At 45.5% G+C, this 26,670-nt stretch carries 22 protein-coding genes; 15 read left to right on the plus strand and 7 right to left on the minus strand.

The annotated features are described in order from the left end of the window. Window positions 1-119: 119 nt before the first annotated feature. On the plus strand, window positions 120-650 hold the full coding sequence (locus QFZ80_RS03250; RefSeq protein ID WP_307548879.1) for a hemerythrin domain-containing protein: 531 nt from the start codon (window positions 120-122) through the stop codon (window positions 648-650). A gap of 297 nt (window positions 651-947) precedes the next feature. On the opposite strand, the gene trhO is transcribed toward QFZ80_RS03250, so the two are convergent. Together trhO and QFZ80_RS03260 are read right to left on the minus strand one after the other, a co-directional pair. Next, on the minus strand, window positions 948-1,853 hold the full coding sequence (gene trhO, locus QFZ80_RS03255; RefSeq protein ID WP_307548877.1) for an oxygen-dependent tRNA uridine(34) hydroxylase TrhO: 906 nt from the start codon (window positions 1,851-1,853) through the stop codon (window positions 948-950). An 85-nt stretch (window positions 1,854-1,938) separates the two neighbouring features. After that, on the minus strand, window positions 1,939-5,694 hold the full coding sequence (locus QFZ80_RS03260; RefSeq protein ID WP_307557238.1) for a response regulator: 3,756 nt from the start codon (window positions 5,692-5,694) through the stop codon (window positions 1,939-1,941). 332 nt (window positions 5,695-6,026) lie between these two features. Between QFZ80_RS03260 and QFZ80_RS03265 the strand changes: the two genes are divergently transcribed. The 7 genes from QFZ80_RS03265 (at window position 6,027) to QFZ80_RS03295 (ending at window position 13,626) form a co-directional block, all read left to right on the plus strand. After that, window positions 6,027-7,160, plus strand: coding sequence for a stalk domain-containing protein (locus QFZ80_RS03265; protein ID WP_307557240.1), 1,134 nt, complete (start codon window positions 6,027-6,029; stop codon window positions 7,158-7,160). 127 nt (window positions 7,161-7,287) lie between these two features. Next, complete coding sequence (locus QFZ80_RS03270; protein WP_307557242.1) at window positions 7,288-7,608, plus strand: SPW repeat domain-containing protein; 321 nt, start codon at window positions 7,288-7,290, stop codon at window positions 7,606-7,608. A 90-nt stretch (window positions 7,609-7,698) separates the two neighbouring features. Beyond that, complete coding sequence (locus tag QFZ80_RS03275) at window positions 7,699-9,792, plus strand: class I SAM-dependent methyltransferase (RefSeq protein WP_307557244.1); 2,094 nt, start codon at window positions 7,699-7,701, stop codon at window positions 9,790-9,792. A 112-nt stretch (window positions 9,793-9,904) separates the two neighbouring features. After that, window positions 9,905-10,672 (plus strand): NUDIX domain-containing protein, encoded by a 768-nt coding sequence (locus QFZ80_RS03280; protein ID WP_373460363.1) that lies wholly within the window; start codon window positions 9,905-9,907, stop codon window positions 10,670-10,672. A 69-nt stretch (window positions 10,673-10,741) separates the two neighbouring features. Next, window positions 10,742-11,275, plus strand: coding sequence for a cysteine hydrolase family protein (locus QFZ80_RS03285; RefSeq protein WP_307557248.1), 534 nt, complete (start codon window positions 10,742-10,744; stop codon window positions 11,273-11,275). An 81-nt stretch (window positions 11,276-11,356) separates the two neighbouring features. Further along, window positions 11,357-12,178, plus strand: a complete 822-nt coding sequence (gene nadE / locus QFZ80_RS03290) for an ammonia-dependent NAD(+) synthetase (protein WP_373460365.1) — start codon at window positions 11,357-11,359, stop codon at window positions 12,176-12,178. Window positions 12,179-12,183: 5 nt separating this feature from the next. Next, window positions 12,184-13,626, plus strand: a complete 1,443-nt coding sequence (locus QFZ80_RS03295; RefSeq protein WP_307557250.1) for a nicotinate phosphoribosyltransferase — start codon at window positions 12,184-12,186, stop codon at window positions 13,624-13,626. A 32-nt stretch (window positions 13,627-13,658) separates the two neighbouring features. On the opposite strand, the gene QFZ80_RS03300 is transcribed toward QFZ80_RS03295, so the two are convergent. After that, on the minus strand, window positions 13,659-14,453 hold the full coding sequence (locus QFZ80_RS03300) for a hypothetical protein (RefSeq protein ID WP_307557252.1): 795 nt from the start codon (window positions 14,451-14,453) through the stop codon (window positions 13,659-13,661). A 126-nt stretch (window positions 14,454-14,579) separates the two neighbouring features. Then, entirely contained in the window at window positions 14,580-15,917 is a 1,338-nt protein-coding gene (locus QFZ80_RS03305) for a hypothetical protein (protein ID WP_307557254.1), read from the minus strand. Between the two features lie 265 nt (window positions 15,918-16,182). Here QFZ80_RS03305 and QFZ80_RS03310 point away from each other — a divergent pair, with 265 nt between their 5' ends. The 6 genes from QFZ80_RS03310 to QFZ80_RS03335 all read left to right on the plus strand — a co-directional run bounded on the left by QFZ80_RS03310 (window position 16,183) and on the right by QFZ80_RS03335 (window position 22,210). Beyond that, a complete protein-coding gene (locus tag QFZ80_RS03310; protein WP_307557256.1) occupies window positions 16,183-17,217 on the plus strand; it encodes a BMP family lipoprotein in 1,035 nt (344 codons plus the stop codon). A 94-nt stretch (window positions 17,218-17,311) separates the two neighbouring features. Further along, on the plus strand, window positions 17,312-18,817 hold the full coding sequence (locus QFZ80_RS03315; protein ID WP_307557258.1) for an ABC transporter ATP-binding protein: 1,506 nt from the start codon (window positions 17,312-17,314) through the stop codon (window positions 18,815-18,817). After that, the gene (locus tag QFZ80_RS03320; protein WP_307548854.1) at window positions 18,810-19,877 is read left to right on the plus strand and encodes an ABC transporter permease; all 1,068 of its coding nucleotides are present in this window, start codon (window positions 18,810-18,812) and stop codon (window positions 19,875-19,877) included. Before QFZ80_RS03315 ends, QFZ80_RS03320 begins: the two co-directional genes overlap by 8 nt. 28 nt (window positions 19,878-19,905) lie before the next feature. After that, window positions 19,906-20,784, plus strand: a complete 879-nt coding sequence (locus QFZ80_RS03325; RefSeq protein ID WP_373460367.1) for an ABC transporter permease — start codon at window positions 19,906-19,908, stop codon at window positions 20,782-20,784. 24 nt (window positions 20,785-20,808) lie between these two features. Then, a complete protein-coding gene (locus QFZ80_RS03330) occupies window positions 20,809-21,480 on the plus strand; it encodes a sulfite oxidase-like oxidoreductase (RefSeq protein WP_307548850.1) in 672 nt (223 codons plus the stop codon). 1 nt (window position 21,481) lies between these two features. Next, entirely contained in the window at window positions 21,482-22,210 is a 729-nt protein-coding gene (locus QFZ80_RS03335; RefSeq protein ID WP_307548848.1) for a nucleoside phosphorylase, read from the plus strand. A 108-nt stretch (window positions 22,211-22,318) separates the two neighbouring features. Here QFZ80_RS03335 and QFZ80_RS03340 read toward each other — a convergent pair whose 3' ends face one another. The 3 genes from QFZ80_RS03340 to yhbH all read right to left on the minus strand — a co-directional run bounded on the left by QFZ80_RS03340 (window position 22,319) and on the right by yhbH (window position 25,301). Continuing rightward, complete coding sequence (locus QFZ80_RS03340) at window positions 22,319-22,531, minus strand: hypothetical protein (RefSeq protein ID WP_307548846.1); 213 nt, start codon at window positions 22,529-22,531, stop codon at window positions 22,319-22,321. A gap of 185 nt (window positions 22,532-22,716) precedes the next feature. Beyond that, window positions 22,717-24,147 (minus strand): SpoVR family protein, encoded by a 1,431-nt coding sequence (locus QFZ80_RS03345; protein WP_307548844.1) that lies wholly within the window; start codon window positions 24,145-24,147, stop codon window positions 22,717-22,719. Beyond that, window positions 24,144-25,301, minus strand: coding sequence for a sporulation protein YhbH (gene yhbH, locus QFZ80_RS03350; protein ID WP_307548842.1), 1,158 nt, complete (start codon window positions 25,299-25,301; stop codon window positions 24,144-24,146). The genes QFZ80_RS03345 and yhbH overlap by 4 nt, the downstream gene beginning before the upstream one ends. A gap of 284 nt (window positions 25,302-25,585) precedes the next feature. On the opposite strand from yhbH, the gene bglB reads away from it, so the two are divergent. Next, a complete protein-coding gene (gene bglB / locus QFZ80_RS03355) occupies window positions 25,586-26,665 on the plus strand; it encodes a beta-galactosidase BglB (protein ID WP_307557263.1) in 1,080 nt (359 codons plus the stop codon). The last annotated feature ends 5 nt before the right edge of the window (window positions 26,666-26,670 follow it).

Raw genomic sequence — 26,670 nt, forward strand, 5'->3', positions numbered from 1 at the left:
TAAGACATTTCCTGCGCATGTTAGTTAACCCATCCTGCATACAATGATAATGCGGAATGGGTTAGCTTTATTATGCTTACGAGTAAGTTTTCTAACGAAAACTCGAAGGAGGATGTCTAATGAATGACCGTTTGAGCATTCGAACGAATAGGGAGTACATGATGGATCCCGGCTATTTTCCAATGCTCGTAGAGCGTCTGAAGAAGGAGCATGTGCAGATGCGCGAGCAGCTCTCCGAGATCCGAACGATGGCTGCTTCCTTGTACTCCCTCGAGGATTGCTCAATAGGAATGTGCAAGCTGATTGAACTCCAAGATTTGATTCTTTCCCTTGTTGAAGAGCTGGAACAGCATTCGGAATGGGAAGAAAAAGAACTGTTTCCTCTTCTGCAATCTTATTTACAACCAACAACAGCGCTGTCTGTCTCTCGTTCCATGACGGTTATAGAGCAGGATCATGACTTGGCGAAAAGAGTCGTGCAGGCTTTCGTAGATGGTGTGAATGCGATGAAAGTGCCGATAGATGAGGAATTTTTACATTTGATGGCATCGGAACTAATGACGGCTTGCTTAATACTGCTCAAACATTTCACCTTAGAAGAGGAACTTGTGTATCCGCTCACCGATCGTATCGTGGAACAATTAGCCTAAGTACATAAAAAGAGGGTCCTCTCAAGTCATTTGGCTTGTAGAGGACCTTTTTTTGAAAGATAAAGTGGTGCGAGACGTCTGAAAAGGCTGTCACGGATGCCCGGAATGAAGCCAAAGTGGCACGAGACGTCTGAAAAGGACATCTCAGCTAGTCGCCGTAAGAATTAGGTTACCAATGCGTAGAACAGAATAAGGGCTGAGTAAGTTGGTGGGGAAGTGTTATTGAAACGCTTTGCAACAAAAATAACCTAAGGCAGCGCCAGCGCCTTAGGTTATTTTTAATAGTTGGCGTAACGCTTAAGCCTCAAGCGTGCTCATCGTTTTCTCTTCGCATTCCTTCGAGCAGAAGCTATTATGCTTCTCTTCGCAGGCTTCACAGCTGATATGCTTCAAGTGGCAAGCATCGTTCGCACAGTTGATGTAGCGATCTTCGGCTGTTCCACAGTGGTAGCATTTGCCTACGACGATATCTTCGTCTGTACGGTTGATGGGGACAGAAATCCGCTCGTCGAAGACATAGCATTTGCCATCGAATAAGCGACCTTGAACATCTTCATCTTTCCCATAGCTCACAATCCCGCCATCCAGCTGGTAAACCTCTTTGAAGCCTTCCTGTAAAAGGAAACCTGAGAGCTTCTCACAGCGGATACCGCCGGTACAATACGTGAGAATGGGTTTGTCCTTAAATTCCTGGAGATTGTTGCGAATCCACTCAGGGAATTCCTTCGTAGTCTCAACCTCTGGACGAATGGCGCCTCGGAAATGTCCGATATCGTACTCATAATGGTTGCGTCCATCAAGGACAATGACATCTTCGTGCTGGAGCTTCTCGTAGAATTCCTTTGGCTTCAGATGTGTACCGGTTAGTTCGTTCGGATTCACGTCTTCTTCAAGTCGGAAAGTGACGAGTTCCTTTTTCGGACGAACAAATAACTTTTTGAAAGCATGTTGTTCACTTTCATCTATCTTGTAGATCATGTCTTTGAACAGCGGCATTTGACGCATCATCGCCATGTAAGCTTCGGTTTGTTCAACCGTTCCTGAAAGCGTCCCGTTAATGCCTTCAGGAGCGATAAGGATACGGCCTTTAATTCCGAGCTTTTTGCAATAAGCTAAATGTTCCTGAGCCAAAGCTTCGTGATCTATTACGGTAACGAATTTATAATACAACAAAATGCGATATGGAGCGCCTTCTACTGTCATATTTAACTTAACCACCTATACGTATAAATTGCATGCTCAAACAGAAAAAAGCATAAGCATATAGTGACATAAATCAGCGTATTTTTCAATCTAACAGCAATTTTTGGATAGAATGAAATACTTCCTCCAGAGCAATGGCAACCGATTGAAGTTGGTTCTGGATCATGCTGGTATTTGTTTCATCGGGCCCAGCGTGATGTTCTAACATTTCTTCTAGGGCAGTTGCCGCGGCGAATACCCGATTAGCTGACAAGTTGCTAGAAGAGCCGCGCAGCGCATGCAGCTGACTTATGGCTTCGGTATAGTCACCTTTCTGAATCGCAAGGGTTAATTGCGAAATAATAGGAGTGGATTGACTATGAAATTTCCGAAGCATTTCGTGATAGATCTCGGTTTTTCCGCCAAGCCGTCCGAGTGCTTCTTCCATATCCAGTCCTGGAATGGTCATCCTATTCTTCTCGCTAAGAACAGCATCGACGGCTGCAAACAATCGGCTAGGAATGATAGGCTTGGAGATCACTTCGTTCATACCAGCGCGAATACAATCTAAACGCTTCTCCAAAGTAGAGTCCGCGGTTAATGCAATAATAGGAATGTGCATCCATTTAGGCTCAAGACGAATTCGTTTGGTAGTCTCAATGCCGTCTAGAACGGGCATATGGATATCCATTAAAATCAAGTCATACCCATTATTCTCTAGGTTATTTAATGCTTCAAAACCGTTCGAAGCCAATTGAACGTCACAATTCATACAGCTTTCAAGCAGCGAACGAGCAACAGTCTGATTAATTTCATTATCTTCGACTAGCAGAATGCGATGAAAGGATGTCATTGTTTCTGCTGTATGCAGGAAGTCTGTCGTAGATAAGAGCTCCTTATCGGCAGGGGAGCCTGTTAGTGTTTGCAGCGTCTGGTACAGGACAATCCGTGAGATAGGTTTGACCAAAATGGCATGCGGAGCCGACCGTGTAGGCAGCTGCTCCAAGGCATCCCTTCCGGATAATGTGGTGTAAATAATCGTTAAAATGTTCATTCGATTGCAGGCTTCAAGCATGCCCAGCCATACTTCCTCTCCGTACATATCGACAGCTTCCATATCAAGCAGAATCGCATCTACGGGAATAACATCAATGGCATTCCTTGCTTCTTTCCAAGAATAAACACCAGCTGCTTCTGTACACATGGATTGAAGGGTATGAACAAGCACTTGGTTCAGACCAGGGTGATCTTCCACAATTAATGTGCGCAGCGGGAGGATTGCCTGAGTCTTCATAGGTTGCAAGGACATCGAGAAAGGCAAGCTAATCCGGAATTCACTGCCGAGCTCTGGTTGGCTTGACACCTCGATGGTGCCGCCCATGTTCTCAATGATGTTCTTTGAGATAACAAGACCGAGACCCGTACCCCCGAATTTCCGGCTCGTTACTTCATCCGCCTGTACAAACGGCTGGAACAGCTTGGATAGGTGCTCTTCATCCATTCCGATGCCTGTATCGCTGACGGTAAAGCCAATTCTGACTTCTTCCTCTCGGAGCTGTTCCACGTAAACACGCAGTGTGACTGTTCCTTGCTCCGTAAATTTTATCGCATTGCTAGTTAGATTCAGCAAGACTTGATACATGCGTAGTGAATCCCCAATGAGTCCAAGCGGCACATTGTCATGGATATCGCAAATAAAATCAACCGGTTTGTGGCCGAGCAGCACGCTAAGGGTTTCGCAAACACGGTCAATGGTCTCATCCAGCTGGAATGCATGATGTTCAATGGCTAGCTTGTCCACCTCGAGCTTCGAGAAGTCTAGAATGTCATTAATAATATTGGATAGAGACACCGAGGATCTCACTATTTTGCTTATATAATCCCTCTGAAGCGGTGACATGATCGTTCGCTCCAACAAGTAGGAAAGTCCGACAATACCATTGAGAGGTGTCCGAATTTCATGACTCATACGAGCCAGAAAAATCCCTTTAGCTAGATTGGCTTCATCCGCCTCTTGCTTCGCTCGAATGAGCTCCTCTTTGGATTGTACTTGGTCCGTAATATCTCGTGTAATGGCTGAGAAATATGGCTCTCCTTTTTCTGTTGGGCAATGGGGCACGATGATAACGGAAATGAATATTTGCCGTTGATCCTTCGTCAGGACCTCAGCTTCAAATTCCCAGAATCCTACCCGAATGGCAGTGTTCAGACCCTCTTCAAAATTGATGTCATTCTGGATATCTACGTACTCACTGAAATGATTGCCCACGGTTTGCTGTTTATCTAATCCAATTATGTTCTTGCCAGCTTGATTCATATAAAAGATATAGCCTTGCTCATCAAATGAGACAATGGAATCACGTGCGCTTTCTACAATCGTTAGCAACCTCTCCCTCGACTCATTGCTTTCCTTAATATCGCTAATGTCTCGAGCAATGAATACGAACCCTTTCAGCTCACCATTCGGATGTGTAATGCTGCTGACACTAACCTGAACGAAGAAACGAGTGCCATCTTTGTGATACCAGATCCACTCAGAATCTTCTTTCAGGTGACGTAATGTTCGGATCACGAGAGTTGTACAATCTGCTGGAACATATTCCCCCAGCTCAGACGAGTATTGCGCGGCTCTTTCCATCAGTTGTTCTTGATCCAACCACAAGAGGGGAGTCGCTTTCTTATGAACTTCTGCTAAAGAATAGCCAAGAAGCTGTACAGCTCTACTGTTGAGATGATTAATGGTGAAGGAAGGATCTGTCACGATCATGGCGTATTGATTGTGATGAATAAAAGCTTCGAACGGTTCGAATAGTTCACGTAAGTTTTCTATCATGCCATTCACAGAATGTGCAAGAGCACCCAGCTCATCCTTGCTTTTGAAAATAAGCGGTTTTATATAGAAATTACCCGCAGCGACTGATTCTGTGACATGGAGAATTTGCTTGATGCGTTTAATAATCAGTGTATTAGCAGTCAAGTAAATGAGGATAAAAATAACCACGGCCGTCATCATAATTAATCCGATAGTCGACCAAAGCAAGGGGCTCGTAGGAGCTTCGAAAGCTGAAAGTGGCATGGAGTAAGCGAGGTACCAATCTAATTGAGGTACACGCGCATAAAACCACCGAGCTTTTTGACCGCCGTAATAAGATTCATCCAGAAAGCCTTCATTTGACTGCAACGCTTTTTGAAAGGCTGGCACAAGTGAAGGGTATTCGGTAAAAATATTAAGGTTTAGAATTAAAGGTGTATCGGTATGATACAGAATGAGTCCCTCATGGTTCACGATAAGTATTTCGCCCTTATCCAAAGGGGTATGAAGATGCTCGAAAAAGGTTTGTTCCGCATCAAGAGAGATGTTTACGATACTTGTCACTTCGTTTCTCTCATTGAAGACAGGTGCGGTAATGGAAATGATGTATTTGCCGGTTAATTTACCTATCTGAGGATCAGAGATAAATGTTTTCCCTTTTAGAGCTTCTTGGAATCTTCGTTCACCTGTTATATAGAACGTTTGTCCGGAAGTGAGAGTCATATAACCATTGAGATCGATAATACCCATGGAATGATAGCGATTAGCGCCTGCTTTTAATTCTTTGGTCAAAAATTGGAGCCGTTCCTCAAGTGTCCCATGCTTCATAACATCCACACGACTTATTAACTCCACTTCTGCTAAACGAATGGATAAGAAATCGTAAAAATTTTGTGCGGAATTGGAAACGGAAGTGATCGATTGCTCTTTCATTTGGTGAATTAGTTTATCTCTCGAGAGCCAATAATTTGTAATCCCTACGACAGTTAAGGAAATACAAGTGATAAGAACAAGTAATGAGACTAGCTTGAAACGTAAAGATGATGACATGGGTAACCTCCGTGAAATTTCTAACGGTTAGCAAAGCTAACAGTTTCACAATGAATGTAAGGCAAGAAATTTAATGAATAAATATTATGATGATTGCAGCAGATGAATTGAGTATACATCATAGTTGGATCATTCATTCATTATTTGAGGGGAATTGGCATATGCGACTTCACAAGAAGTTGCCAGCAAGATTCGCATCAAGCTGTGAGTTCATTTCGAATTTCATAAAAGTAGGTTGACGTTCAGACTTTCTTGAACGTTGGCGCGTCTAGTTATCGTGAAGGTTAACCAACCAAGATTACTCACGATAACGAATGAGGAGTGAACATGAAATGAAAAAAAATCCTTTTAACATGTTGAAACTTAGTGTAGTCGGATGTGCCATGCTGGTGGGTGTTAGTGGTGCAGTCTTACCATTCACAGGTATGGCATCAGCGGAAACAGTTACCGTAGTTCCAATTGTTTCACCAGCTGCACCAGAATCAACTTCCCTAGTTCAAATGAAGGAAGTAGATCTCACATCTAAAACGCAAGATCTAAAAACCAATATCAAAGTACCTCAGCTTTCAGGCATGTTGGATACGAAGTATCAAGAGCAAACGAATCACATCATTTTATCTCATGCGAACAAAGATTTGGCGAATTGGGAGAAAGAGGCTGCTGAAGCCGCTACTGATGCAAAAACGAATGGTTTCACATATCGTCCCTACGAGTTGACGATTCAATATGTGTTGAAATCGGATGGTTCGAGTAACCCGGCGGGTGTTGTCTCACTTGAAGTCACAACGTATGCAGCTACAGGCGGTACAGGTATGCCACGCGTTGATACGTACAATGTTCTAAATGGCGCACAAGGACAGCGTGTTACTTTGCAGGATTTACTTGGTGATAACTTCAAGGAACATGTAAATGCCGAAATTCAGGGCAAAATCAATGAAAAACCTGAGAATTATTTCAAAGATGGATTTAAAGGCATCAGCGAAGAGCAAAGCTTTTATGTGGAAAAAGGCCAAGTGGTTATTGTGTTCCCGAAATATGCAATCGCGCCAGGCTCAACAGGCACGCCGGAATTCCGTTTTAATTTGCCAGAGAAATTGAATATCACACCTAAACCCGTTGCCCCTATGCCTGTGGAGAAAATGAAGCTGGATTTAGTAGCAAATGACAGCCTAGCCAATGCCGAAGGCGTGAGTCTGGTGCCCTTACGCAAAGTAGCAGAAGGACTTGGCTACGAAGTGAAATGGAATCAAGAGACATACGCTGCTGAGTTGAAAAAGGGTGCTGGCTGGACGAGTGTTTCCGTGGGTCAAGACAGTTATTTCTTCGCGAAAATGGCTCCGGTTACGCTAAGTACAGCTCCAGTTATTCTGAATGACACGCTGTATGTGCCTTTAAAATTCGTAACAGACATCCTACGTGCAGATGTGAAAACGGGCGATACAGGTGCCATTCATATTGAACAATAAGAAATTTAAAAGCACTAGCCTCTTGCTGCCTATTTATTTGGGTGAGCTGGAGGCTTTTCCATTTCACCATACTGAAAGCGTTTGCGTATACTATTGCATCTCGTAAAGTAGGAGGTGGAAGCAGACGATGTATTTGAAAAACGTATTGTCCGCTTGTATGGGCCTTTGGTTTCTGGTGAGTCCCTGGGTGTTCGGCTTTGAAGCTCATACGAATGCACTTTATACCTGCGCGCTGCTAGGCAGCTTGCAGTTCGTAGGATCTCTGATGGCCCTTGGGAAAACCGGTAAAAAAGTTTGGCAAAATTGGCTTTGTTTTATGATTGGCGCTGTTTTCATTGTCGTTCCCAACGTGTATCATTTGGATTTACTGGCCTTTTTTTCATTTGTCGTGTTTGGCTTTATGACCATACTTGTCAATTATGCCAATCTATATGCCGATCATCAATGAAGTAGTCGAATGCGTAAACGTGAGATTGCCATGAGGTTGGTTTATACTAGTCATAAAGTGATAGGTAGGAATGGGAGGATAAATACCGGCATGTTAAGTTCATTAGAATTAATAAAAAGGTATCGGGCAGGGGACACAAATGCCGCAGACCAACCTAAATGGTTAACCTATATCGTTTCGGCGGAGGAGCGCATCGTTAACTTTGAGCGGATTCAGTCGATCCAAGAGCTGGCACAGGCGAACCCTGTGCTTGATTATGTTGAGCGGACATTACATATTTTGGACGGGCTAGCGTTGTCCTTTTGGAAGAAAGATTTACTAGAAGAGGTGTTGATCTGGTCTGAAGTAGCGAAGGGGGGGACTTCAAGAGACCGTTTCATGTGGCAAGAAGCAGGTATTCATCTTTATGCCCATAACCTGGGTTCCGCGCAGCTATATAAGCTTGATATTGGAAATCCAAGCGATAAGTCAACTGTCATACATACGTTAATCTACACCCATGGGCTAATTGGCCAAACGATCCGTGGCGAAGTTCCGCTTAAAGAACATGCACCGTTAATTCGTTTGATAAAGGATAACTTGTTTTCAGCTGATGAATTAAGAGGCTTGCTCTTGCCGCTAAATCAATGCATTATTGCAGGTGTGTCAGAAGAACTCTGGCAATCCGTTCGTGCTCAAGTAGAATCATTAATAGAGCAGATCGTATCCGATTCTCTGGAAAAAGAGCCTGCCATAAAGGATCGCCTTGCCAGATTACGGGGAAACACGATTCTAAAGGGAGAAAATTTCGATGCCGAATATGGGAAACTGCTGGATGAAGTGCCATTAGACGCATTGAAGGCATTTTTGAATGGTACAACTCTATGGTTCGTAGAAGCGGCCCTGCAAGAATTCTCTTTGGAGCAGTTGGTAAAAGTATTCCTGATTATTCAGGTTTCAAGTCAAACTGATTCCATTCAACATATTAGCTTCGAACCTTTGATGAATACGATGTATTACGATTACAAAGGCAGCAAAAAAGTAAACGTGTATAAGAAGAGGATGATTGAGAAATATTTGGGTGAGCTTGCTTGGAATGATTTGATGAAGGAACCGTTGGAATTATCGCAAAGGTTCAACCCCGATGGGAAGTGGGGCAATGCCCATCTGAAGCACCTCATTGATCGAAAGCCGCAGCTCCCGGACACGTTATTCTTTACCTTCCACTTTTCTCCTGCAGCTGAGAAGCTGATTGAATTTTGTGTAGAAGCAGAGAAATCTCCTCTATATGAAAAGGCTGTTCTGCTACTGTTCGATCTGTTCGAATTGCGAAGAGATGCTTATGACCGGTTTCATAACGAGGAAGAATACTTAGCCACGATGAACCAAACGGCTGACTATAAGAAGATGATGCTGGATTATGTTGTTGGGAAGCGGGTTGTCGATATAGGCCCAGGCGGTGGGGTTATGCTGGATCTCATTGAGCAGTATTTGCCGGACAAGCATCCGATTGGGATCGACATTTCGTCGAATGTAATTGAAGCACTGGAACGCAAGAAACAGCTGGAGGGGCATCGGTGGGACGTTATGAAGGGGGATGCACTTGATCTCAAGCTGTATGTAGAGCCGGGTACAATCGGCACGGTCATTTTCTCATCGATCCTGCATGAATTGTATTCCTACATCCCTTTTGGCGGAAAGAAATTCAACCATGCTACGGTTGCTGCTGCGCTGCGAAGCGCTTTCGATGTTCTCGCACCCGGAGGCCGAATCGTTATCCGCGATGGTATTATGACGGAACCGGCGGAACAGAAGCGGACCATTCGCTTTTTGCAAGAAGGGGCGATGGCTTGGCTGCAGCGGTATGCGAAGGATTTCGCAGGGCGAACGATTCAGTATGAGGTCGTAGCTGCGGATGAAGTCATCATGCCCGTGAATGATGCGATGGAATTCCTTTATACCTATACGTGGGGGGAAGAAGCTTATGTGCATGAAGTGCAGGAACAATTCGGTTACTTTACCCCAAGCGAGTTTACTGCTTTCATTCTGGATACATTAGGTAATGGGGCCAAAATTGTGGAGAGCAAGCACTTCCTCCAGGAAGGGTATACGGACGCGTTGGCGGATAAAGTAAGGATCATGGATCAAGATGGAAACGTGGTTCCGCTGCCGGATAGCACGTGTTTGATTGTGATAGAGAAGTAGGCAGCAGACCATCGATGAATTCCTATTGTAAAAGGATTTCAATTGTGTCATAATGAAAATATCAAATTGACAATATGGAAAGAAATGTGACTAAGCAGGTGATCTAATGAGCATGCCGATAGAGAATGAAAGTAATTACCAAGCGAGTAAATACCGCACACCTGACGGCGCGCCTACGGATATCGTCATCTTTACGATTACCTCAGAAGGAAAAGGATCAGTGAAGAAGTCGCTTCCTACTCGGGAGCTGCAAGTGTTATTGATTCAAAGAAAGCAATGGCCATTCGAAGGTCACTGGGCACTTCCGGGTGGTTTCACGATGGAAACCGAAACGATTCAAGAGAGCGCCCGGCGTGAACTAACGGAGGAGACGGGGGTTTCGGACGTACACATTGAATATTTCAATGTATATAGTACGCCGCAGCGCGATCCACGGGGGTGGATGATCTCACATGCGTTCTTCGCGCTCGTGCACGAACGTCATCTTGAGAAACGTCAAGCCGCGGATGATGCAGCTGATGTGCGCCTCTTCCCTATCGATGAAGCACTGGCGATGGATCTCGCTTTTGATCATGAAATCATAATGAAAGATGCTCTTGCTCAAATTCAGCAGAAGATGCTGACGACGACGATTGCCAGAGAGTTCCTGTCCGAAGAATTCACGATGAGTGAGCTGTATCAAGTCATTCAAACGGTCGTTCCGACGTTCAAGGAACGGAATTTCATTCGTAAAATTACATCGACCCAAAGTCGCAAAGGGATTATCGAAGAAGTGCTGGATCATAACGGACAGGGCAAAATGTCTAACCGTTACTCCCAGCGAGCTGCTCAGTTGTACCGATTTACGGATTATGTGCCTCAGCTGTCTATTTACAGCTAGGCCTCTCTTTTTCGTTTTGATATTGTCTTAATAATACTATCAATCATACAATATGAAGGAGTGTTTAGGATGAAAGCTCTTATTATCATTGATTATACGGTGGATTTTGTTGTTGGGAACTGTGGGGAACCGGGCGTTGCGATTGAAGCGAGAATTTGTGAAATTACAGAGCAATTTTTGGCCCAGCAGGAATTTGTGGTCATGGCCGTTGATCTCCACGATGAACAAGACCCTTTCCATCCAGAGACGAAGCTGTTTCCTCCACATAATATTCGCGGCACAGCGGGGCGCGATTTATATGGCAGGTTGAAAACCGTACATGAGCGTAATAAGAATACGATTAATTGGATGGACAAAACAAGATACAGCGCCTTCTGCGGCACCGAGTTGGAGCTTAATTTAAGGGCAAGAGGAATTCATGAGGTGCATTTGGTTGGGGTTTGCACAGATATTTGTGTGCTGCATACAGCAATGGATGCTTACAACAAAGGCTTCGACATTGTTGTTCATGAAGATGCAGTCGCTAGTTTTAATCAGACAGGGCATGAATGGGCCTTGCAGCATTTTCAAAATACACTTGGGGCGAAAGTCGCTCGAGGTTAAGGCGGTAGCTGCGATGGCAGATGAGGTATGAATCAGACAGAAATCACGGAGAATGAGGAGATGATGAATATGCGGAATCTTATGCAGGAAACGATTCAAGCTTCATTATTTGTGCAGGGAAACATCGACGTGGCCTACGAAATCGAGCGTCGAGTACAATTCCTTAAGGCCTATCTGATTCATACGGGGGCTAAAGGCTACGTGCTTGGGCTTTCTGGAGGTCAAGACTCCACATTAACTGGCAAGCTGGCCGAAATAGCCATCCAAGAGCTGAATGCGGAAGGCAGCACGGAAACCTATCCATTCATGGCTGTTAGGCTGCCTTACGGTATCCAGAAAGATGAAGATGATGCACAGGCTGCAATACGTTTTATTGGGCCTAGCCGCGTCGTAACGGTTAACATACAATCCGCGGTGGATGCGTCTGTACGGCAATTTGCCGAAGCTACGGGTGAGGTTTTGAGTGATTTTCACAAAGGGAATGTGAAGGCTCGTGAGCGCATGAAGGTGCAGTATGACTTGGCCGCGCACTATCAATTGCTTGTTTTGGGGACGGATCATGCGGCTGAGGCGATTACTGGTTTTTTCACGAAACATGGAGATGGTGCATGCGATGTGGCTCCGATCTATGGTCTTAATAAGCGGCAAGGCAAGCTGCTGCTCGAGCAGTTGGGGTGCCCGGAACATTTGTATTTGAAAAAGCCTACGGCAGATTTGGAAGATTTAAAACCAGGTCTTCCGGATGAAGAAGCACTGGGACTCACTTACGATCAGTTGGATGACTACTTGGAAGGAAGCCCCCTGCTCGCTTCTGCTGTGCAGAAGATTGAGGAGCGCTACGTCATTACCGAACATAAACGCAGGGGTCAAGTAAACTGCTATGACAATTGGTGGAAAGGATGAATTCTATGAAATACGACAATTTGACGCTGCACACAGACAAATACCAAATTAATATGATGTACGCGCATTGGCTGCAGGGCACTTATCAGCAGAAAGCTGTTTTCGAAGCCTACTTCCGTAAGCTGCCTTTCGGGAGCGGATATGCGGTCTTCGCTGGTTTAGAGCGGGTGATTCATTACATTCAAAATCTACATTTTGGCGATGAGGAGATCGCCTACTTGCGGACACAGGAAGAGAATTATCGGGAAGATTTCCTGGAGGCGCTGCGCGCATTTAAATTCGGTGGAGACTTGCAGGCTGTCCCGGAAGGTACCCTTGTCTTCCCGAATGAGCCGCTCGTACGCGTAGTGGCAAGCATGTTCGAAGCGCAGCTGGTTGAGACGGCGATTCTCAACTTCGTGAACTATCAGACACTTGTCGCGACCAAAGCTTCGCGGATCAAACAAGTTGCTCCGCGCGATGTGCTGCTGGAGTTCGGCACAAGACGCGCCCAAGAAGCTGACGCTGCTATCTGGGGCGCAAGAGCGGCCTATGTCGCAGGGTTTCATGCGACATCCAACCTCCGAGCCGGGATGCTGTTCGGCATCCCGACCAAAGGCACGCACGCTCACGCATGGGTGCAGGCGCACGACACGGAAGAGGAAGCCTTCCGTGCTTATGCTGAGGCGCTGCCGGAGCAAGTGACGCTGCTCGTCGATACGTACGATACGCTGCGCAGCGGCGTACCGAACGCAATCAAGACCGCGCGTCTGCTGCAGAGCCACGGCAAGAGCATGAACGCCATTCGCTTGGATAGCGGCGATTTGGCGTATTTATCTCAGCAAGCTAGGCGCATGCTGGATGAAGCGGGCTTTCCCGAGGTGAAGATTGTCGCATCGAATGATCTGGATGAGAACATCATCGAGGGGCTGAAAGCCCAAGATGCGAAGATCGACGTCTGGGGCGTCGGCACCCAGCTCATTACTGCAGCCGATCAACCTGCGCTGGGCGGGGTTTACAAGCTAGTTGCCCGTGAGAAGAACGGCGAATTCGAGCCGGTCATTAAGATTTCGGGCAATCCTGAGAAAGTAACCAATCCGGGCTTCAAGGAAGCTTACCGGATCATCAACAAGAAGACAGGCAAAGCGGAAGCCGACTATTTGGCACTTCAGCATGAAGTCGATATCAAGAAGGGGGAACGAATCAAGCTGTTCGATCCCATCCACCCTTATATCTACAAATATATTAATGACTATAAAGCAATTCCATTGCTCCACCCCATCTTTCTCCAAGGGAAGCTTGTCTATGAGGAGCCCACGTTGGATGAAATTCGAGATTATCATGCGCAGCAGTTGCAGTCCGTTTGGCCGCAGTATTTGCGTAAGCTTAATCCGGAAGTTTATCGTGTGAATTTAAGCGCGGCTTTATGGAAGCTGAAGATGGATTTAATTCATGAGCATCAAGGGTAGTTATCGCACTGTAGGTGTTCTGCCCCTTTCGTTCAATTCAACAACGCTATCATCTGATACACCTCGCGATGATCGCCGGGGAGCAAGTAATTGGCAACTTTGAGCTGGGAGGAACCGTCGCCATCAAGGAACAGCCCATCCACCAGCTGTCCATTTCCAACCTGCTCTTGCAGGGCTGTGCGGAACTGCTCTCCGGTGCATGGCGTTGGAGCCACGACTAGATAAACGTTGTTATTCCTGTCGTAGACGATACCTGAGCGCATGCGCTTCTCGTTAATGACAGGCATCTCTTCCGCTATCGCTTGGTCCGCCCATCCGTCTGGATTCGTAAGTCCCATGCTCACGCCTCCCTGCGCCCAATAATGAGCGCGATCCATCACCTTCAGCTCGTCCGCATGTTCAACGACTTGAATGGTGAAGGTTTGAGCCTTCTCATCCCATACGAGCGTTCCCCGTTTGCGGTCTATATTAAACCAGCCAGAGCCATAATCGCCAGGTTCCCCTTTGACGGGACGATCATTAACGACAGCAATACTAAGGAGATAGCCCTGCCAGAAAAACCCGCCGTTAATCCCATTTTCCTGCCTTTCTGTCACATTGCCTGTAATTGCCTTCAGCCCAATGTTCTGTGGTGGAGTCCGAATGCTATGGAGCGTAACGCCATTACTAGCTTGCTTGATGCTGTATTCGGAAACAGGGAGGCTTGGCGGTGGCTTCACCTTTATTTGAGTTCCCCAGATGATGGTCCATATCAAACTAGTTATCATAATAAGGAGATAGATAAGTAGGTGGGCTGCATTCATTTTTACAAGTCGTAACATGTACATGGGGCAACTCCTATTCTCTTAGATCAGATCCTTTCTATGAGTCTATGAAACTAAATTTTGAATTATGCTTGTAAATAAAAAAACAGTTGAGCGGGAGCATATGGATCCCGTGCAACTGTTTATTTTTTATTTAAAATCGCCTAGCAAATAATTGTAGAAGGGTTCATCCACCCAGAACTTGTAGGAGTCGACAGTCAAGCTGGCGTTGATTTTCTTTAGGCCAGTAACGACATCGTCGGATTTATCGCTGAGGGAGAAGGACTGTGCATAATAATGGCCCTTACTGATTTTATTATTAGCAATCACTTTATAGTCTTTCACATCGGTTAATGAATAGTAGAGCGGTTGCCACCAGGAAGAATAAATAAGTCCTGTCTCGTCTTTACTGTTCTTTTTGGCATATTGGAAAATGACCTGCTGGAACTTGTTTTTTTGCTCGGCGTTATCGAATTCGAACTGAATGTCGTATTCCTTGGCGTAGGCTATGAAATTGCCATTCTCGATTTGGACGACTTGATAATCGTCGGATTGTGTCGGCTCGCCCCATTCTTTCAAATAGATGAAAGCAGATGTTTTGGGCTCCAGCTGTACTTTCGCTTGGATGTTCTCGCTGCGCAAGAGTCCGATTAACTGAATCGCGTGCGTAATGTCAGAATGTCCATAGGTGAGAGAAAGCAACGAATCAAAGTTCGCATCGAAACGAGAATCCTTCAAGTTGTAGCCGGTAACTAGATTCTTTTTCAAGGCTTCATCGAAGACAGCACGCAAATCAGTTGATGAAATAAGATCCTCTGTACGCCAGGCATCATTAATTTTGCGGAAAATATCATCATCGGAAGTTGTTCCAATATAGTGCTTATATTGTCCCTGGAAAGTAAGAATCTTACCAAGCAGTTCGTTCGCAAAGCTTTCGCCAGCCGCCGCATCCGCTTCGAAATCGGAGGAGACAAGGCCAGTATCAATAGCGGCGGCCAGCTCCTGGGCGGCTTGCAGCGTCAGTTGATTGTTTTGATCGTAGTCAATATGTACTTTCGCCAGAGCGGCTTTGATTTTTTCTTTGGGATAGGTATAAGCGAGTTCTTTCAAGCCAGCGGCTTTTAACGCTATGAATGTCGCCTGCAGTTGGGTAAGGGACTGATCCCCTTGCAGCTTGCCTTCGGACAGAATGCCTTTTTCGTGCAAAGCAAGTGCTGCTTTGTAATAAGGGCTGTCCTTTTGCAAGTCTGTGAATGCATGGGTCTGAGATTTCGCTTCAGCTTTCAAGATGCGGTCGACTGCGATAACGAAATCGCCCTTTGATAAGGAGTCTGACAAGCTGATGGTATACTGGTCTTTCAAAAACTGTTTATATGCGGCTACGGAATCACTCGCTTCAGCGGCAGTGCTTAATGTGCTCACTGAGGAGAAGAGGACAGCTGTTAAAACAGCTATTTGCATAGATTTGCGGGATTTCAATTGTTTCATAAGAATAATAAAACACCTCCGGTTTTTTTAATTCATATAGGAATAGTATGGTTTATTGAAATATATCAGTTAAGCCTATAGGTGTCAATCATAATGGTTGTCGTTTTTATTCTTGACATGACTTATGGAATCCACTACTATCAGTCTTAGTTGAAAAGTCGCACTTTGTCGAATAGGATAAAAAAAGCTTTGACTATATCTGTGTTATTTCGTAGATAACTGTCAATGAGTCCACTAAAAACAGATTAAAAGGGGAGAGCCATACATGAAAAAAACGTTATTATCCATTTTCGCCGTTACATTAATACTGACTGGTTGCGGCACCGCTAAAAATGATACAGCAGCTACAAAAGCTGCAGAAGCAACAAAAGCGCCTGAAACCAAATCATCCAAAAAAATCGTTCTAATAACACCAGAAAAAATTGGTGTGAACCCTTTCTTTGCTCAAGAGGATGAGGGTGTTAAAAAAGCAGGTAAAGAATTCGGTGTTGATGTGAAAACAATAGAATCTACGGATGCCAGCGCGATTGAACAAAACCTGCGTGCTGCTGTTGCAGATAATTATGATCTTATTATTACCAGCTCATTTGAATCCGAGGATGCTCTGAAAAAGGTAGCTGCTGAAAATCCGAAGAAATCTTTTGCTATTATTGATACAGTTGTTGATTTGCCGAACGTTAGAAGCGTAGTATTCCGTGAGCATGAAGCAGCATACTTGCTTGGTGCAGCTGCGGGTCTTGCGACTAAGAAAAATGTTGTCGGTATGGTGGCTGCAATGGATATACCTTTGATCAAAAAATACACAGTCGGTTTCCAAGAAGGTTTGAAATCAACGAATCCGAATGCAAAATTCATCGTGAACTATGTAGGCAGCTTCACGGATCCAGCCAAAGCGAAAGAACTGGCGTTGACGCAATTCGCTCAAGGAGCAGATTTCATCGCAGCGGCATCAGCTGTAGGCGATTTAGGCGTGTTCGAAGCGGCTAAGGAAAAAGGCTTCTACACATCCGGTCAAGATATCGACCGTACGGTGACGGATCCTGAGCATATCGTTCTCTCTCAATTAAAAGGTACTGACAGCGTAGCTTACCAAACCGTGAAAGATTTCGTGAATGGCACCTTCAGATTTGGCGCTATGGATTACGGCTTGAAAGAAGACGGCGTTGGTCTTACTTTCGTAACAAAAGAAAGCAAATCCAAACTGAGTCCGTTTATTGGACAAGACGTTGTGAATAAAGTTAAAGCCATCAAAGACGATATCGTATCTGGCAAAGTTACGGTTCCGAATCCTCTTAAATAGTAGTACGTCCTTACAACCATAATATGACCCTGGAAACTGTTTACGGCGACGTAGGCAGTTTCCGCATTTCTAGGAAAGGAGTGCGAAACCCGTTATGCTGCTTCAAATGAACCAAATTACCAAAGCCTATGGAAGCTTGACAGCCAACTCCAACGTAGATTTTTCACTGCGCGAAGGTGAAATCCATGCGCTAGTCGGCGAGAATGGGGCGGGTAAAACAACCCTGATGCGCATCCTTTACGGAATGGAACAGCCAACGTCGGGCACGATTCTTTTACGCGGAAGAAAAATCCAGTTCGTAAACCCTACGGATGCGATTCGTCATGGCATCGGTATGGTGCATCAGCATTTCATGCTGTTTCCTTCTTTTACGGTGGCTGAAAATATCGTCATCGGCAATGAACCGCAGGTTGGCGTGAAGTTCGACCGAAAGAAAGCTGCCCAGCAAGTTAAGGCATTGTGTGACATGTACCGACTACCCATTGATCCATTGAGGAAAGTTGCTAACCTTCCGCTAGGATTACAACAACGCGTTGAGATTTTGAAGGTGCTCTATCAAGGTGCGGATATCATTATTTTGGACGAGCCTACGGGTGTTTTGACGCCGCTGGAAGCCAAGGAACTGCTTGTCATTATGAAGAGCTTAGCGAGCCAGGGTAAAAGCTTCATTGTCATCACGCACAAATTACATGAGGTCATGGAAGTTGCAGACCGAGTTACGGTGCTTCGAGACGGTAAAATCAGAGGGACTGTAAATACTTCGGCAACTAACGCAGAAGAACTTTCTAAATTAATGGTAGGAAGAGAACTGGTGCAAACGAGCAAAAGTGCCGCAAGATTTGGTGAAACGGTTCTCGAAGTGAAAGAGGTTACCATACAAGGCAAGAAAGGAAAGCCTGTGCTGGGTCGTGTCAGTCTTGAGGTGAAGGCTGGTGAGATCTTAGGCGTCGCTGGTATTTCCGGTAACGGACAGTCTGAGCTGATCCAAAGCATTACAGGACTCCTACCGATTGATCAAGGTCACATTCGTTTGATGGGCAAAGACATTACAGGCCGTTTAGTTCGTGAGATCAGAGAAAGCGGGCTTTCGCATATTCCTGAGGATCGTTACCAATGGGGAGCTGCTAAAGAAGGCAGCGTTCTTGAAAACGGCATAATGGGGCATCACAGAACGCATCGGCGTAACGGATTTTTGCAAGGCAAGTCACTGCGAAATATGGTTGACGGATTCATTCAGCAATTCCAGATTAAAACGGGTTCCCAGGAAACGAAAGTCAAATTTCTGTCTGGAGGCAATCTTCAGAAGCTGATTGTAGCCAGAGAAATTGCCCAAAAACAGCCGTTTCTTATCGCAGCTGAACCCACGCGTGGTGTGGATGTTGGAGCGATGGAAGTGATCCATGATGAGCTGCTGAAAAAACGCGATGAGCAGGGTGCCATTCTATTGGTATCTTCGGAGTTGACGGAGATTCTCAAGCTTTCTGATCGTATTATCGTGATGTACGAAGGTCGAATTGCGGGAGAGCTATCAGCGCTGCACGCGACTGAGGAGCAAATCAGTCTGTTGATGGCAGGAGGTGAAGGTGGTTCCCATGCTTAATTGGAAAGGAAACATTGGCGCACTGCTGCAGCCGCTTATTGCGGTATTTATCGGTTTACTTGGCGGAGCCATTGCCATCGTTTTGATTGGCGGGTCCATTTCGGACACATACGCACAAATGTGGAAAGGCGCTTTCGGCAATTTTTACTTTTTAACAAATACGTTGACGCGAGCGACACCTCTTATTTTAGTCGGATTAGGCGTTTCAATAGCCTTCCGCGCCGGATTCTTCAACATGGGTTCTGAAGGTCAAATGATCCTCGGTGCTTTAACCAGCGCGATGATTGCACTCTACTTTCCTGGACCTCCTGTATTTAAATTATTCGCCGCACTGCTAGGCGGCATTGCAGTTGGCGGTATATGGTCAGCCTTTGCTGGTTGGCTTGATGCGCGATTTAAAATGAATTTGATTGTCACCACACTCTTGCTCAATTATATTGCAGCCTTGTTTGCAGGCTATTTGGTAGCCTATCCGCTCAAGGATAAAACAGGTTCAGCTGCACTAGCGCAAACGATGATGGTTGATAAAAGTATATGGCTGCCCAAGCTTTTCCAAGGGATGAGCATGCATGCGGGCTTCATCATAGCCATTGTTTTTGCAGTTCTCTTATTTTTGTTTATTAAATACAGTGCTGCCGGTTACGAAATCCGTATGCTTGGGTACAATCCGTTGTTTGCCGCTTATGGAGGCGTAAACCGCGGTAAATTAATGCTCGCGAGCATGTTCGCAAGTGGTGGCTTTGCTGGTTTGGCAGGTGCAGTCGAAGTACTCGGCATGCAGTATCGCTATACGGACGGTATGATAACGAATCCGGGTTTCGCTTGGTCCGGTATTATGGCTACGCTCCTTTCTGGTGCACATCCGCTAGGTACGACTGTTGCCGCTGTCCTTCTGGCTGCACTGCAGACAGGTGGCATGGGTGTTGAACGAAACACCAGCATACCCCTCGAAATTTCAAGTGTCATTCAGTCTCTCTTGATCTTGTTCGTAACGGCCAAGTTCAGTTATACCCTATGGAAACGCAGGAAAGGAGGGGGAAGCGGTGCAGCATCTTCTTGATGTTTCTTTATTTAATTCTATGATTCGGATGGTTGCTCCAATTCTCCTCGCTGCGTTGGGCGGTGCGATTTGCTCAAGAGTGGGGTTGTTCAATGTTGGATTGGAAGGCTTCGTGCTTGTAGGCGCGTTCTCTGCTATTGTAGGCAATCATTTTTCCGGCAATGTGTATCTAGCTGTCTTGATTGCCATTGCGGTGACGATGTTATTTTCACTCGCATTTGCGTATATTAGCATCCATTTGCAAGCGAACGTGATCGTCGTCGGTATTTCATTTAATTTTCTGGCGCTTGGCTTAACAGCGTTCTGCCTAAAAGCCATTTTCCATGTGAAAGGCGCCTTCTACGATAAAAATATGGTTGGGCTTCCGAAGTGGAATATTCCGATTGTTCAAGATATACCAGTGATTGGCGGTATTATTTCGGGCCATTCCCCCCTTATTTATTTGGCCTTTGCACTGGTGCTTGGCCTGCAGTACTTTTTATTTAAATCAGTCCTTGGTTTCCGCTTGCTGGCCGTGGGTGAGAACCCAGTTGCTGCGAAAAGCATAGGCATTAAAGTGGGCCGAATGCAGTATCTAGCCGTATTAATTTGCGGCTTGCTTTGCGGGTTGGCAGGCGCTCAGCTTTCACTCGGTCAAGTCACGATGTTTACCGAAGGCATGACGGCGGGCAGAGGCTTTATTGCGCTGGTCGCAACGATGCTAGGACAAGCCAATCCGCTTGGCGTCATGGCATCAAGCCTCCTGTTCGGACTGATGGATGCATTCAGTATCAGGCTGCAGGGCTTCTCGCTGCCGACTCATTTCACACAAATGCTTCCTTATCTTGTGACGCTGCTGGCGATGCTCTTTTTTAGAAAGAGCAGTTATATGGCAGATGCTCAAAAAGCTAACGGAAGCTCGCGCTAGGCTGCTAAAAGGAGATAATAACAGATGGCAAAAGACACCAAAGCTGATCGAATCAGAAAAATGAAGGTTCCCTCCGTAGGTTCCTCCATGTCAAACCGAGTCCCGCCGGGACAGGTTTTGACAGACCGGTTTCCTATTTTGCATGAAGGAGAAGTACCGGAGTACGACATGACGGAGTGGACGTTGCGAGTGTTTGGCGAGGTCGAAGAGGACAAAGTTGTCACTTATGAACAATTGCTCACGATGCCTCAAACGCAAGTTCTCTGTGACATTCACTGCGTAACCCGTTGGTCTAAGCTTGACACAGCCTGGGAAGGGATTCTATTTCGCGATTTTCTTCAACTGCTGGAAATTAAGCCGCAAGGCAAGTTCGTCATGCTGCATGCCGACAATGATTACGAAACGAACGTTCCGTTAGAGGATCTGATGGGCGATCACGTTTTGTTGGCTTTGAAATATGATGGGAAGCCACTGACCCCTAAACATGGTTGGCCTCTAAGACTGATAGTACCTCATCTGTATTTTTGGAAAAGTCCAAAATGGATTCGAGGCGTCGAATTTATGACAGCTGACCGCGAAGGATTCTGGGAACAAAACGGCTTCCATAATGTAGCCGATCCATTCCAAGAGCAGCGTTTCTCAGGAGAAGCGATTCCGATTCCAGAAGATGAATGGGAAAAGAAGGAGTTTGATTGACATGCTATTGCCAATTTTACAGGTTCATTCAGAGGATTTATCACCCTATGCAATCGTATGCGGTGACCCTTTTCGCGCGGAAGTCATAGCCAGCAAGCTTGATCAGAGCAAAGAACTCGCCTTCAGCCGTGAATACCGCACGTTTGTCGGTGAATTCCAAGGAGTTCCGATTACGGTTGTAAGTCATGGCGTAGGCTCACCGGGTGCTGCTGTTTGCTTCGAGGAACTAATCAAAGGCGGTGTAAAGACACTGATTCGCGTTGGCACAGCAGGCTCATATTCAGCTGAAGTGCCGCCAGGCAGCTTAGTTGTCAGTACGGCAGCCGTGAGGGAAGAGGGCTTAACCCGCCAACTCGTTCCGCATGGCTTCCCAGCAGTTGCTGACTTGGATGTCGTGCAGGCATTGTACGAAACCGCATCAGAGACGGATGGTCTTGTGCGCAAAGGAATTACCGTTACCCTGGATGCCTTCTTCCAAGGTGTCGAGGAATTTCCACACCGCAAGTACAAGCAAGCCGGCGCCCTTGCCGTTGAGATGGAAATCGCAGCGCTCTATGTGATTGCTTCATTGCGCGGCGTGCGCGCGGGTGCGATTGTTGCGCTGGACGGTTATGCCGATGCCGATTTGAGAGAAGTCTACAACCCTCATACCGATGTTGTCGCTCAAGCGGTTGAACGTGAAATTATGACGGCGATTCGTGCCGTTATCAAACTGCACGCTAAGGCGTAGACACATTGGGATGACCGATGACACTGAATCCGCTAAGTTAAAAAGCCCATCCGACTAGTGATCTAATCACTATCGGATGGGCTTTATGCATATGTAACCATTATGTAATTAAAAAATAGGGATTCTTGCTTTATTCCCATCTTTGGCATATAAAATGGCTTCTGAACTAAATAAATCAACGTGCTCTAACGGTTGAGCAAGGCTCATCGTTGTAAATTTGTTATAACGAAGAGCGTTGATCAGAGAGGGAATTAATTTGTGGTCCGTTCCAACGAAATTGACAGAAATCGGCGTTTTGTTAAATAGAATATTCATTCTCACTTCAACTCATCTCCTATAAAAAAATAAATATGATTAGCCTGAGAATTAAGAATACCATCTATTAAATACTAAGTCCGTCGATTGTCGTTGTCGGAATACCACTATTTCTGTCGAGGTTCGGGAAAATAAAAACAGGTGCAAATAGAGGCCGCTTGAACCCATGCGTTCAAGTGGCCTCTCCGGTATTAGAGAAAACGGCGATGATGCTTTTTACCGTCATAGGTGAATAAAACGGGCTTATCCTCGACGATGGTATGCATATGAATAGACTTGCCCCAGAGCTTGTAAATGTAGGGGAGCGTTCGCTCGACATACTTGAGATCAAGTTCAACCCCTTCGAAAGCGTGCTTCAAATACAATTCGCCACTGCGCTGGTAATCACCATCTTCCACAACAATGTAGGGGAAGCCGCCATTTACACGTGAGTAGATGAGCTGGTCCCGGGTGTTTTCCCACGTTTTATCGGTAATCTTCCACTCAGGGCCTTTCTTTTCAAATACATATAAATCAAGTTCTTCCACAAGAGGCTTATTCAAATAATTCCGGATAAACGAGGTATCTGATTCGTATTCGCGGACTTCGAAGATTTTGGCACGACCATTTCCGGGTTTGCGCCCATGCCTTCTTATTTCTTCATCCGTCGGATTGTCCCAGTGCTTCTCGATATCTTCATAAATTTTGAGCCCGAGATAATAAGGATTTAAGGTATGACGGGACGGAACCACGACCGAGGAGTTGAGTTTGGAGTACTCAATCGTCTCCTCTTCAGTCAAATCCAGCTCACGCAGTATGCGTTGGTGCCAGTACGAAGCCCAGCCTTCGTTCATGATTTTCGTTTCAAGCTGCGGCCAGAAATAGAGCATTTCATCGCGGAGCATCGTCAGAATATCCCGCTGCCATTCTTCCATATAGGGGGCATTCTCCTCGATGAAGAGCAAAATATCTTTTTCAGGTTGAGGTGGAAAGCGTTTGTTTTCGTCTTTATCAGGTGTAGGGGGTTTGTTCTTAACATCTAGATCCCATAAATCCTCATATCCATAGGTAGCTACGGAGCGTGCGGCTGGTGTGGAGGCTTTATGGGTTTCCTGACGCTTACGCGTCTGTCTATAGGATAGTTTCAGCACAGGATCAATGTGCTCCTGAATCGCTAGTACGGCGTCAATGAATTGCTCGACTTCGTCAATGCCGTGTTCGATTTCATATTGCCGAATTCTTTCGGCGGTAGCGGACATGCTTTCTACCATATTGCGGTTCGTGTTTGCGAAACGGGCGTTATTTTTGAAAAAATCACAATGGGCAAGAACGTGCGCGACGATCAGCTTATTTTGAATGAGAGAATTCCCGTCTAACAAAAAGGCATAACAGGGGTCAGAATTGATGACCAATTCGTAAATTTTGCTTAAACCAAAATCATATTGTGTTTTCATACGGTGGAAATTTTTACCGAAACTCCAGTGACTGTAACGCGTCGGCATCCCATAAGCACCGAAGGTATATATAATTTCGGCGGGACAGATTTCATACCTCATCGGGAAGAAATCAAGTCCAAAACCTTTAGCAATTTCCGTTATTTCATCAATGGCGTATTCGAGCTTTTGGATTTCGGTTTTACTCACTGAACAGCCACTCCTTCCTGCTTTGTAAAAAAGGTTTTCAGTGCTTTGTACACTTCACCTTTCTCACGAATGACATAATGAAGAAATTTAGGATCATGAATATGGCGGAAAGCGGACATAAGGGTACTGCTGCGATTGTACTGGTTGACTTCTCCGTAACCGAACATGTTGGAGCGCTCCATTAATTGCGTAATAAGCTTCACACAGCGTTCGTTATCTGACGTCAAATTATCTCCATCGGAGAAATGAAACGGATAAATATTAAATTGCGACGGTGGATACCGTTTGTCGATAATATCAATCGCTGCTTGGTAAGCCGAGGAGCAAATCGTACCTCCGCTTTCACCTTTGGTGAAAAACTCTTCCTCCGTGACCTCTTTAGCTTCGGTATGGTGGGAAATAAATACAATCTCGACATTCTCGTATTTCGTGCGAAGGAAGCGCGTCATCCAGAAGAAGAAGCTGCGCGCTATGTACTTTTCGAAGGATCCCATACTTCCTGACGTATCCATCATCGCAATAATAAGCGCATTCGAGTGCGGCTTCTCTATCTCTTCCCACGTTTTGAAACGAAGGTCATCGGGGCTGATATGATGAATCCCAGGGGAGTTCGAGCGCGAATTACGGCGCATATTCTCCAAAATTGTCCGTTTCTTATCGATGTTGGACATAATCCCTTTTTTGCGGATATCATTGAAAATCACTTCCGTCGTGGTCATATTGCGCTTATCTTTTTTCTGCAAATTAGGCAGCTCCAGCTCAGAGAACAACATGGCTTGCAGTTCCTCCATGCTCACTTCCGCTTCATAGTAATCTTCACCGGCTTGATCGCCTGCACCCTCACCTTTCCCAGGGCCTTGGACAGGCTGTGGATCTGTTCCTAATACATCGCCAACTTGAGAGTCACCATCACCCTGACCGACATGCTTTCCTTTACTAAAGTTATAGCGGAATCGGTATTCGTCCAGACTCTTAATAGGTACCTTTACGACCTGCTTCCCATTGGACATGACAATACTTTCGTCGGTAACCAGATCGGGAAGATTCTGTTTAATGGCTTCTTTCACCTTCTCTTGGTGCCTGGTCTGATCCTGATATCCTTTGCGATGCAAGGACCAATCCTCTTTGGAAACGATAAAAAGGGGTTCTGTCATGAGGACACCTCCTTGGATGCTTTATGGCAAGCTTAACGCTGAGCAGCAGAGACAAAAAAAGCTTGTTACTAATATATTCAAGGAATATGTGGATATGTGGTAGGGAAGTAGGAATTTTCGACTTGGCTACGGTTTGACTAATTGGGGGTTCGGGGTTTTCGCGGCAAAAAAGTCTTATTCCAGTCAAGAAAGTGTTAACGTAAAATACCTCTTTTCAAAAATGTATGATTGTTTGCAAAGGATATGGGCGTTATGGTTGTTTCAAAAGGGAGAGTGAGTGTGGAATGGAAGCAACACGGTATGGAGAACAGCTTAATAAAGTATTTCAGCGGCTCATTTCCGCAAATCGGGACAATTCGAATGATCACATGGATTTCGATACATGGGAATGGCCGCAGGGAGTTGCCTTATACGGGCTTTTCAAATATTACAAGAATACGGGCAAAGAGGCATATTTGCTTTTTATGAAGGACTGGTTTAACAAGCATTTGGCCGATGGATTGCCGGAAAAAAATGTGAATACGGTAGCCCCTTTGTTGGCTTTGATTCATTTATATGAAATTACGAAAGAGGAAACTTATCTGGAAGTGTGTACAGAATGGGCCGATTGGGTTCTACACGAGATGCCGAGAACAGAAGAAGGCGGGCTTCAGCATATAACGATTGTGGCTGCGAACGAGGAACAGTTATGGGACGATACGCTGTTTATGACGGTGCTTTTTCTTGCCAAAATGGGAACAACCACGGGTAAGAAAGCCTACATGGAAGAAGCGGTTTACCAGTTTTTACTGCATATCAAATATTTGCAAGACGCACAAACCGGACTTTGGTTTCATGGGTGGAGCTTTATCGGGAGACACCATTTCGGGAAAACCTTATGGGCGAGAGGGAATTGTTGGTTTACCGCTGGAGTCGTGGAATTTATAGAAATTAGTGGTGTCCAGGGAGCAGTAAAACGATTCTTATTGGAGGCTTTGGAAGTGCAAGTGAAAGCTTTGGTAGAGCTCCAACGTGAGGATGGGATGTGGCATACATTGTTGAATGATCCTTCCTCTTATGCGGAGACCTCCGCTACTGCAGGTTTTGGTTATGGCATTCTGAAGGGCATTCGAGCGGGTTATTTGCCAGAAACTTATCTTACAGCGGGAAAAAAGGCGATCCAAGCGGTGTATTCTCGAATCGATGAGGATGGTACTGTGCTTGAGGTATCTTATGGAACCGCCATTGGTTGGAATGATGAGCATTATAGGAATATTCCCCTATGTCCGACCGCTTATGGGCAATCACTGGCTTTATTGCTTCTGACGGAGGCAATGGAATTGCTATCACCTATAGGAGCGGATGTCTTGAAAAAAAACGGATAGGCGGT

This window comes from Paenibacillus sp. V4I7 (assembly GCF_030817275.1).
Lineage (GTDB): Bacteria > Bacillota > Bacilli > Paenibacillales > NBRC-103111 > Paenibacillus_E.

What these genes read in the sequence shown, in the direction of transcription:
- QFZ80_RS03250 (WP_307548879.1), top strand. Translation starts at nt 120, where the DNA reads ATGAATGACCGTTTGAGCATTCGAACGAATAGGGAGTACATGATGGAT.
- trhO (WP_307548877.1), bottom strand. Translation starts at nt 1,853, where the DNA reads ATGACAGTAGAAGGCGCTCCATATCGCATTTTGTTGTATTATAAATTC.
- QFZ80_RS03260 (WP_307557238.1), bottom strand. Translation starts at nt 5,694, where the DNA reads ATGTCATCATCTTTACGTTTCAAGCTAGTCTCATTACTTGTTCTTATC.
- QFZ80_RS03265 (WP_307557240.1), top strand. Translation starts at nt 6,027, where the DNA reads ATGAAAAAAAATCCTTTTAACATGTTGAAACTTAGTGTAGTCGGATGT.
- QFZ80_RS03270 (WP_307557242.1), top strand. Translation starts at nt 7,288, where the DNA reads ATGTATTTGAAAAACGTATTGTCCGCTTGTATGGGCCTTTGGTTTCTG.
- QFZ80_RS03275 (WP_307557244.1), top strand. Translation starts at nt 7,699, where the DNA reads ATGTTAAGTTCATTAGAATTAATAAAAAGGTATCGGGCAGGGGACACA.
- QFZ80_RS03280 (WP_373460363.1), top strand. Translation starts at nt 9,905, where the DNA reads ATGCCGATAGAGAATGAAAGTAATTACCAAGCGAGTAAATACCGCACA.
- QFZ80_RS03285 (WP_307557248.1), top strand. Translation starts at nt 10,742, where the DNA reads ATGAAAGCTCTTATTATCATTGATTATACGGTGGATTTTGTTGTTGGG.
- nadE (WP_373460365.1), top strand. Translation starts at nt 11,357, where the DNA reads ATGCAGGAAACGATTCAAGCTTCATTATTTGTGCAGGGAAACATCGAC.
- QFZ80_RS03295 (WP_307557250.1), top strand. Translation starts at nt 12,184, where the DNA reads ATGAAATACGACAATTTGACGCTGCACACAGACAAATACCAAATTAAT.
- QFZ80_RS03300 (WP_307557252.1), bottom strand. Translation starts at nt 14,453, where the DNA reads ATGTACATGTTACGACTTGTAAAAATGAATGCAGCCCACCTACTTATC.
- QFZ80_RS03305 (WP_307557254.1), bottom strand. Translation starts at nt 15,917, where the DNA reads ATGAAACAATTGAAATCCCGCAAATCTATGCAAATAGCTGTTTTAACA.
- QFZ80_RS03310 (WP_307557256.1), top strand. Translation starts at nt 16,183, where the DNA reads ATGAAAAAAACGTTATTATCCATTTTCGCCGTTACATTAATACTGACT.
- QFZ80_RS03315 (WP_307557258.1), top strand. Translation starts at nt 17,312, where the DNA reads ATGCTGCTTCAAATGAACCAAATTACCAAAGCCTATGGAAGCTTGACA.
- QFZ80_RS03320 (WP_307548854.1), top strand. Translation starts at nt 18,810, where the DNA reads ATGCTTAATTGGAAAGGAAACATTGGCGCACTGCTGCAGCCGCTTATT.
- QFZ80_RS03325 (WP_373460367.1), top strand. Translation starts at nt 19,906, where the DNA reads ATGGTTGCTCCAATTCTCCTCGCTGCGTTGGGCGGTGCGATTTGCTCA.
- QFZ80_RS03330 (WP_307548850.1), top strand. Translation starts at nt 20,809, where the DNA reads ATGGCAAAAGACACCAAAGCTGATCGAATCAGAAAAATGAAGGTTCCC.
- QFZ80_RS03335 (WP_307548848.1), top strand. Translation starts at nt 21,482, where the DNA reads ATGCTATTGCCAATTTTACAGGTTCATTCAGAGGATTTATCACCCTAT.
- yhbH (WP_307548842.1), bottom strand. Translation starts at nt 25,301, where the DNA reads ATGACAGAACCCCTTTTTATCGTTTCCAAAGAGGATTGGTCCTTGCAT.
- bglB (WP_307557263.1), top strand. Translation starts at nt 25,586, where the DNA reads ATGGAAGCAACACGGTATGGAGAACAGCTTAATAAAGTATTTCAGCGG.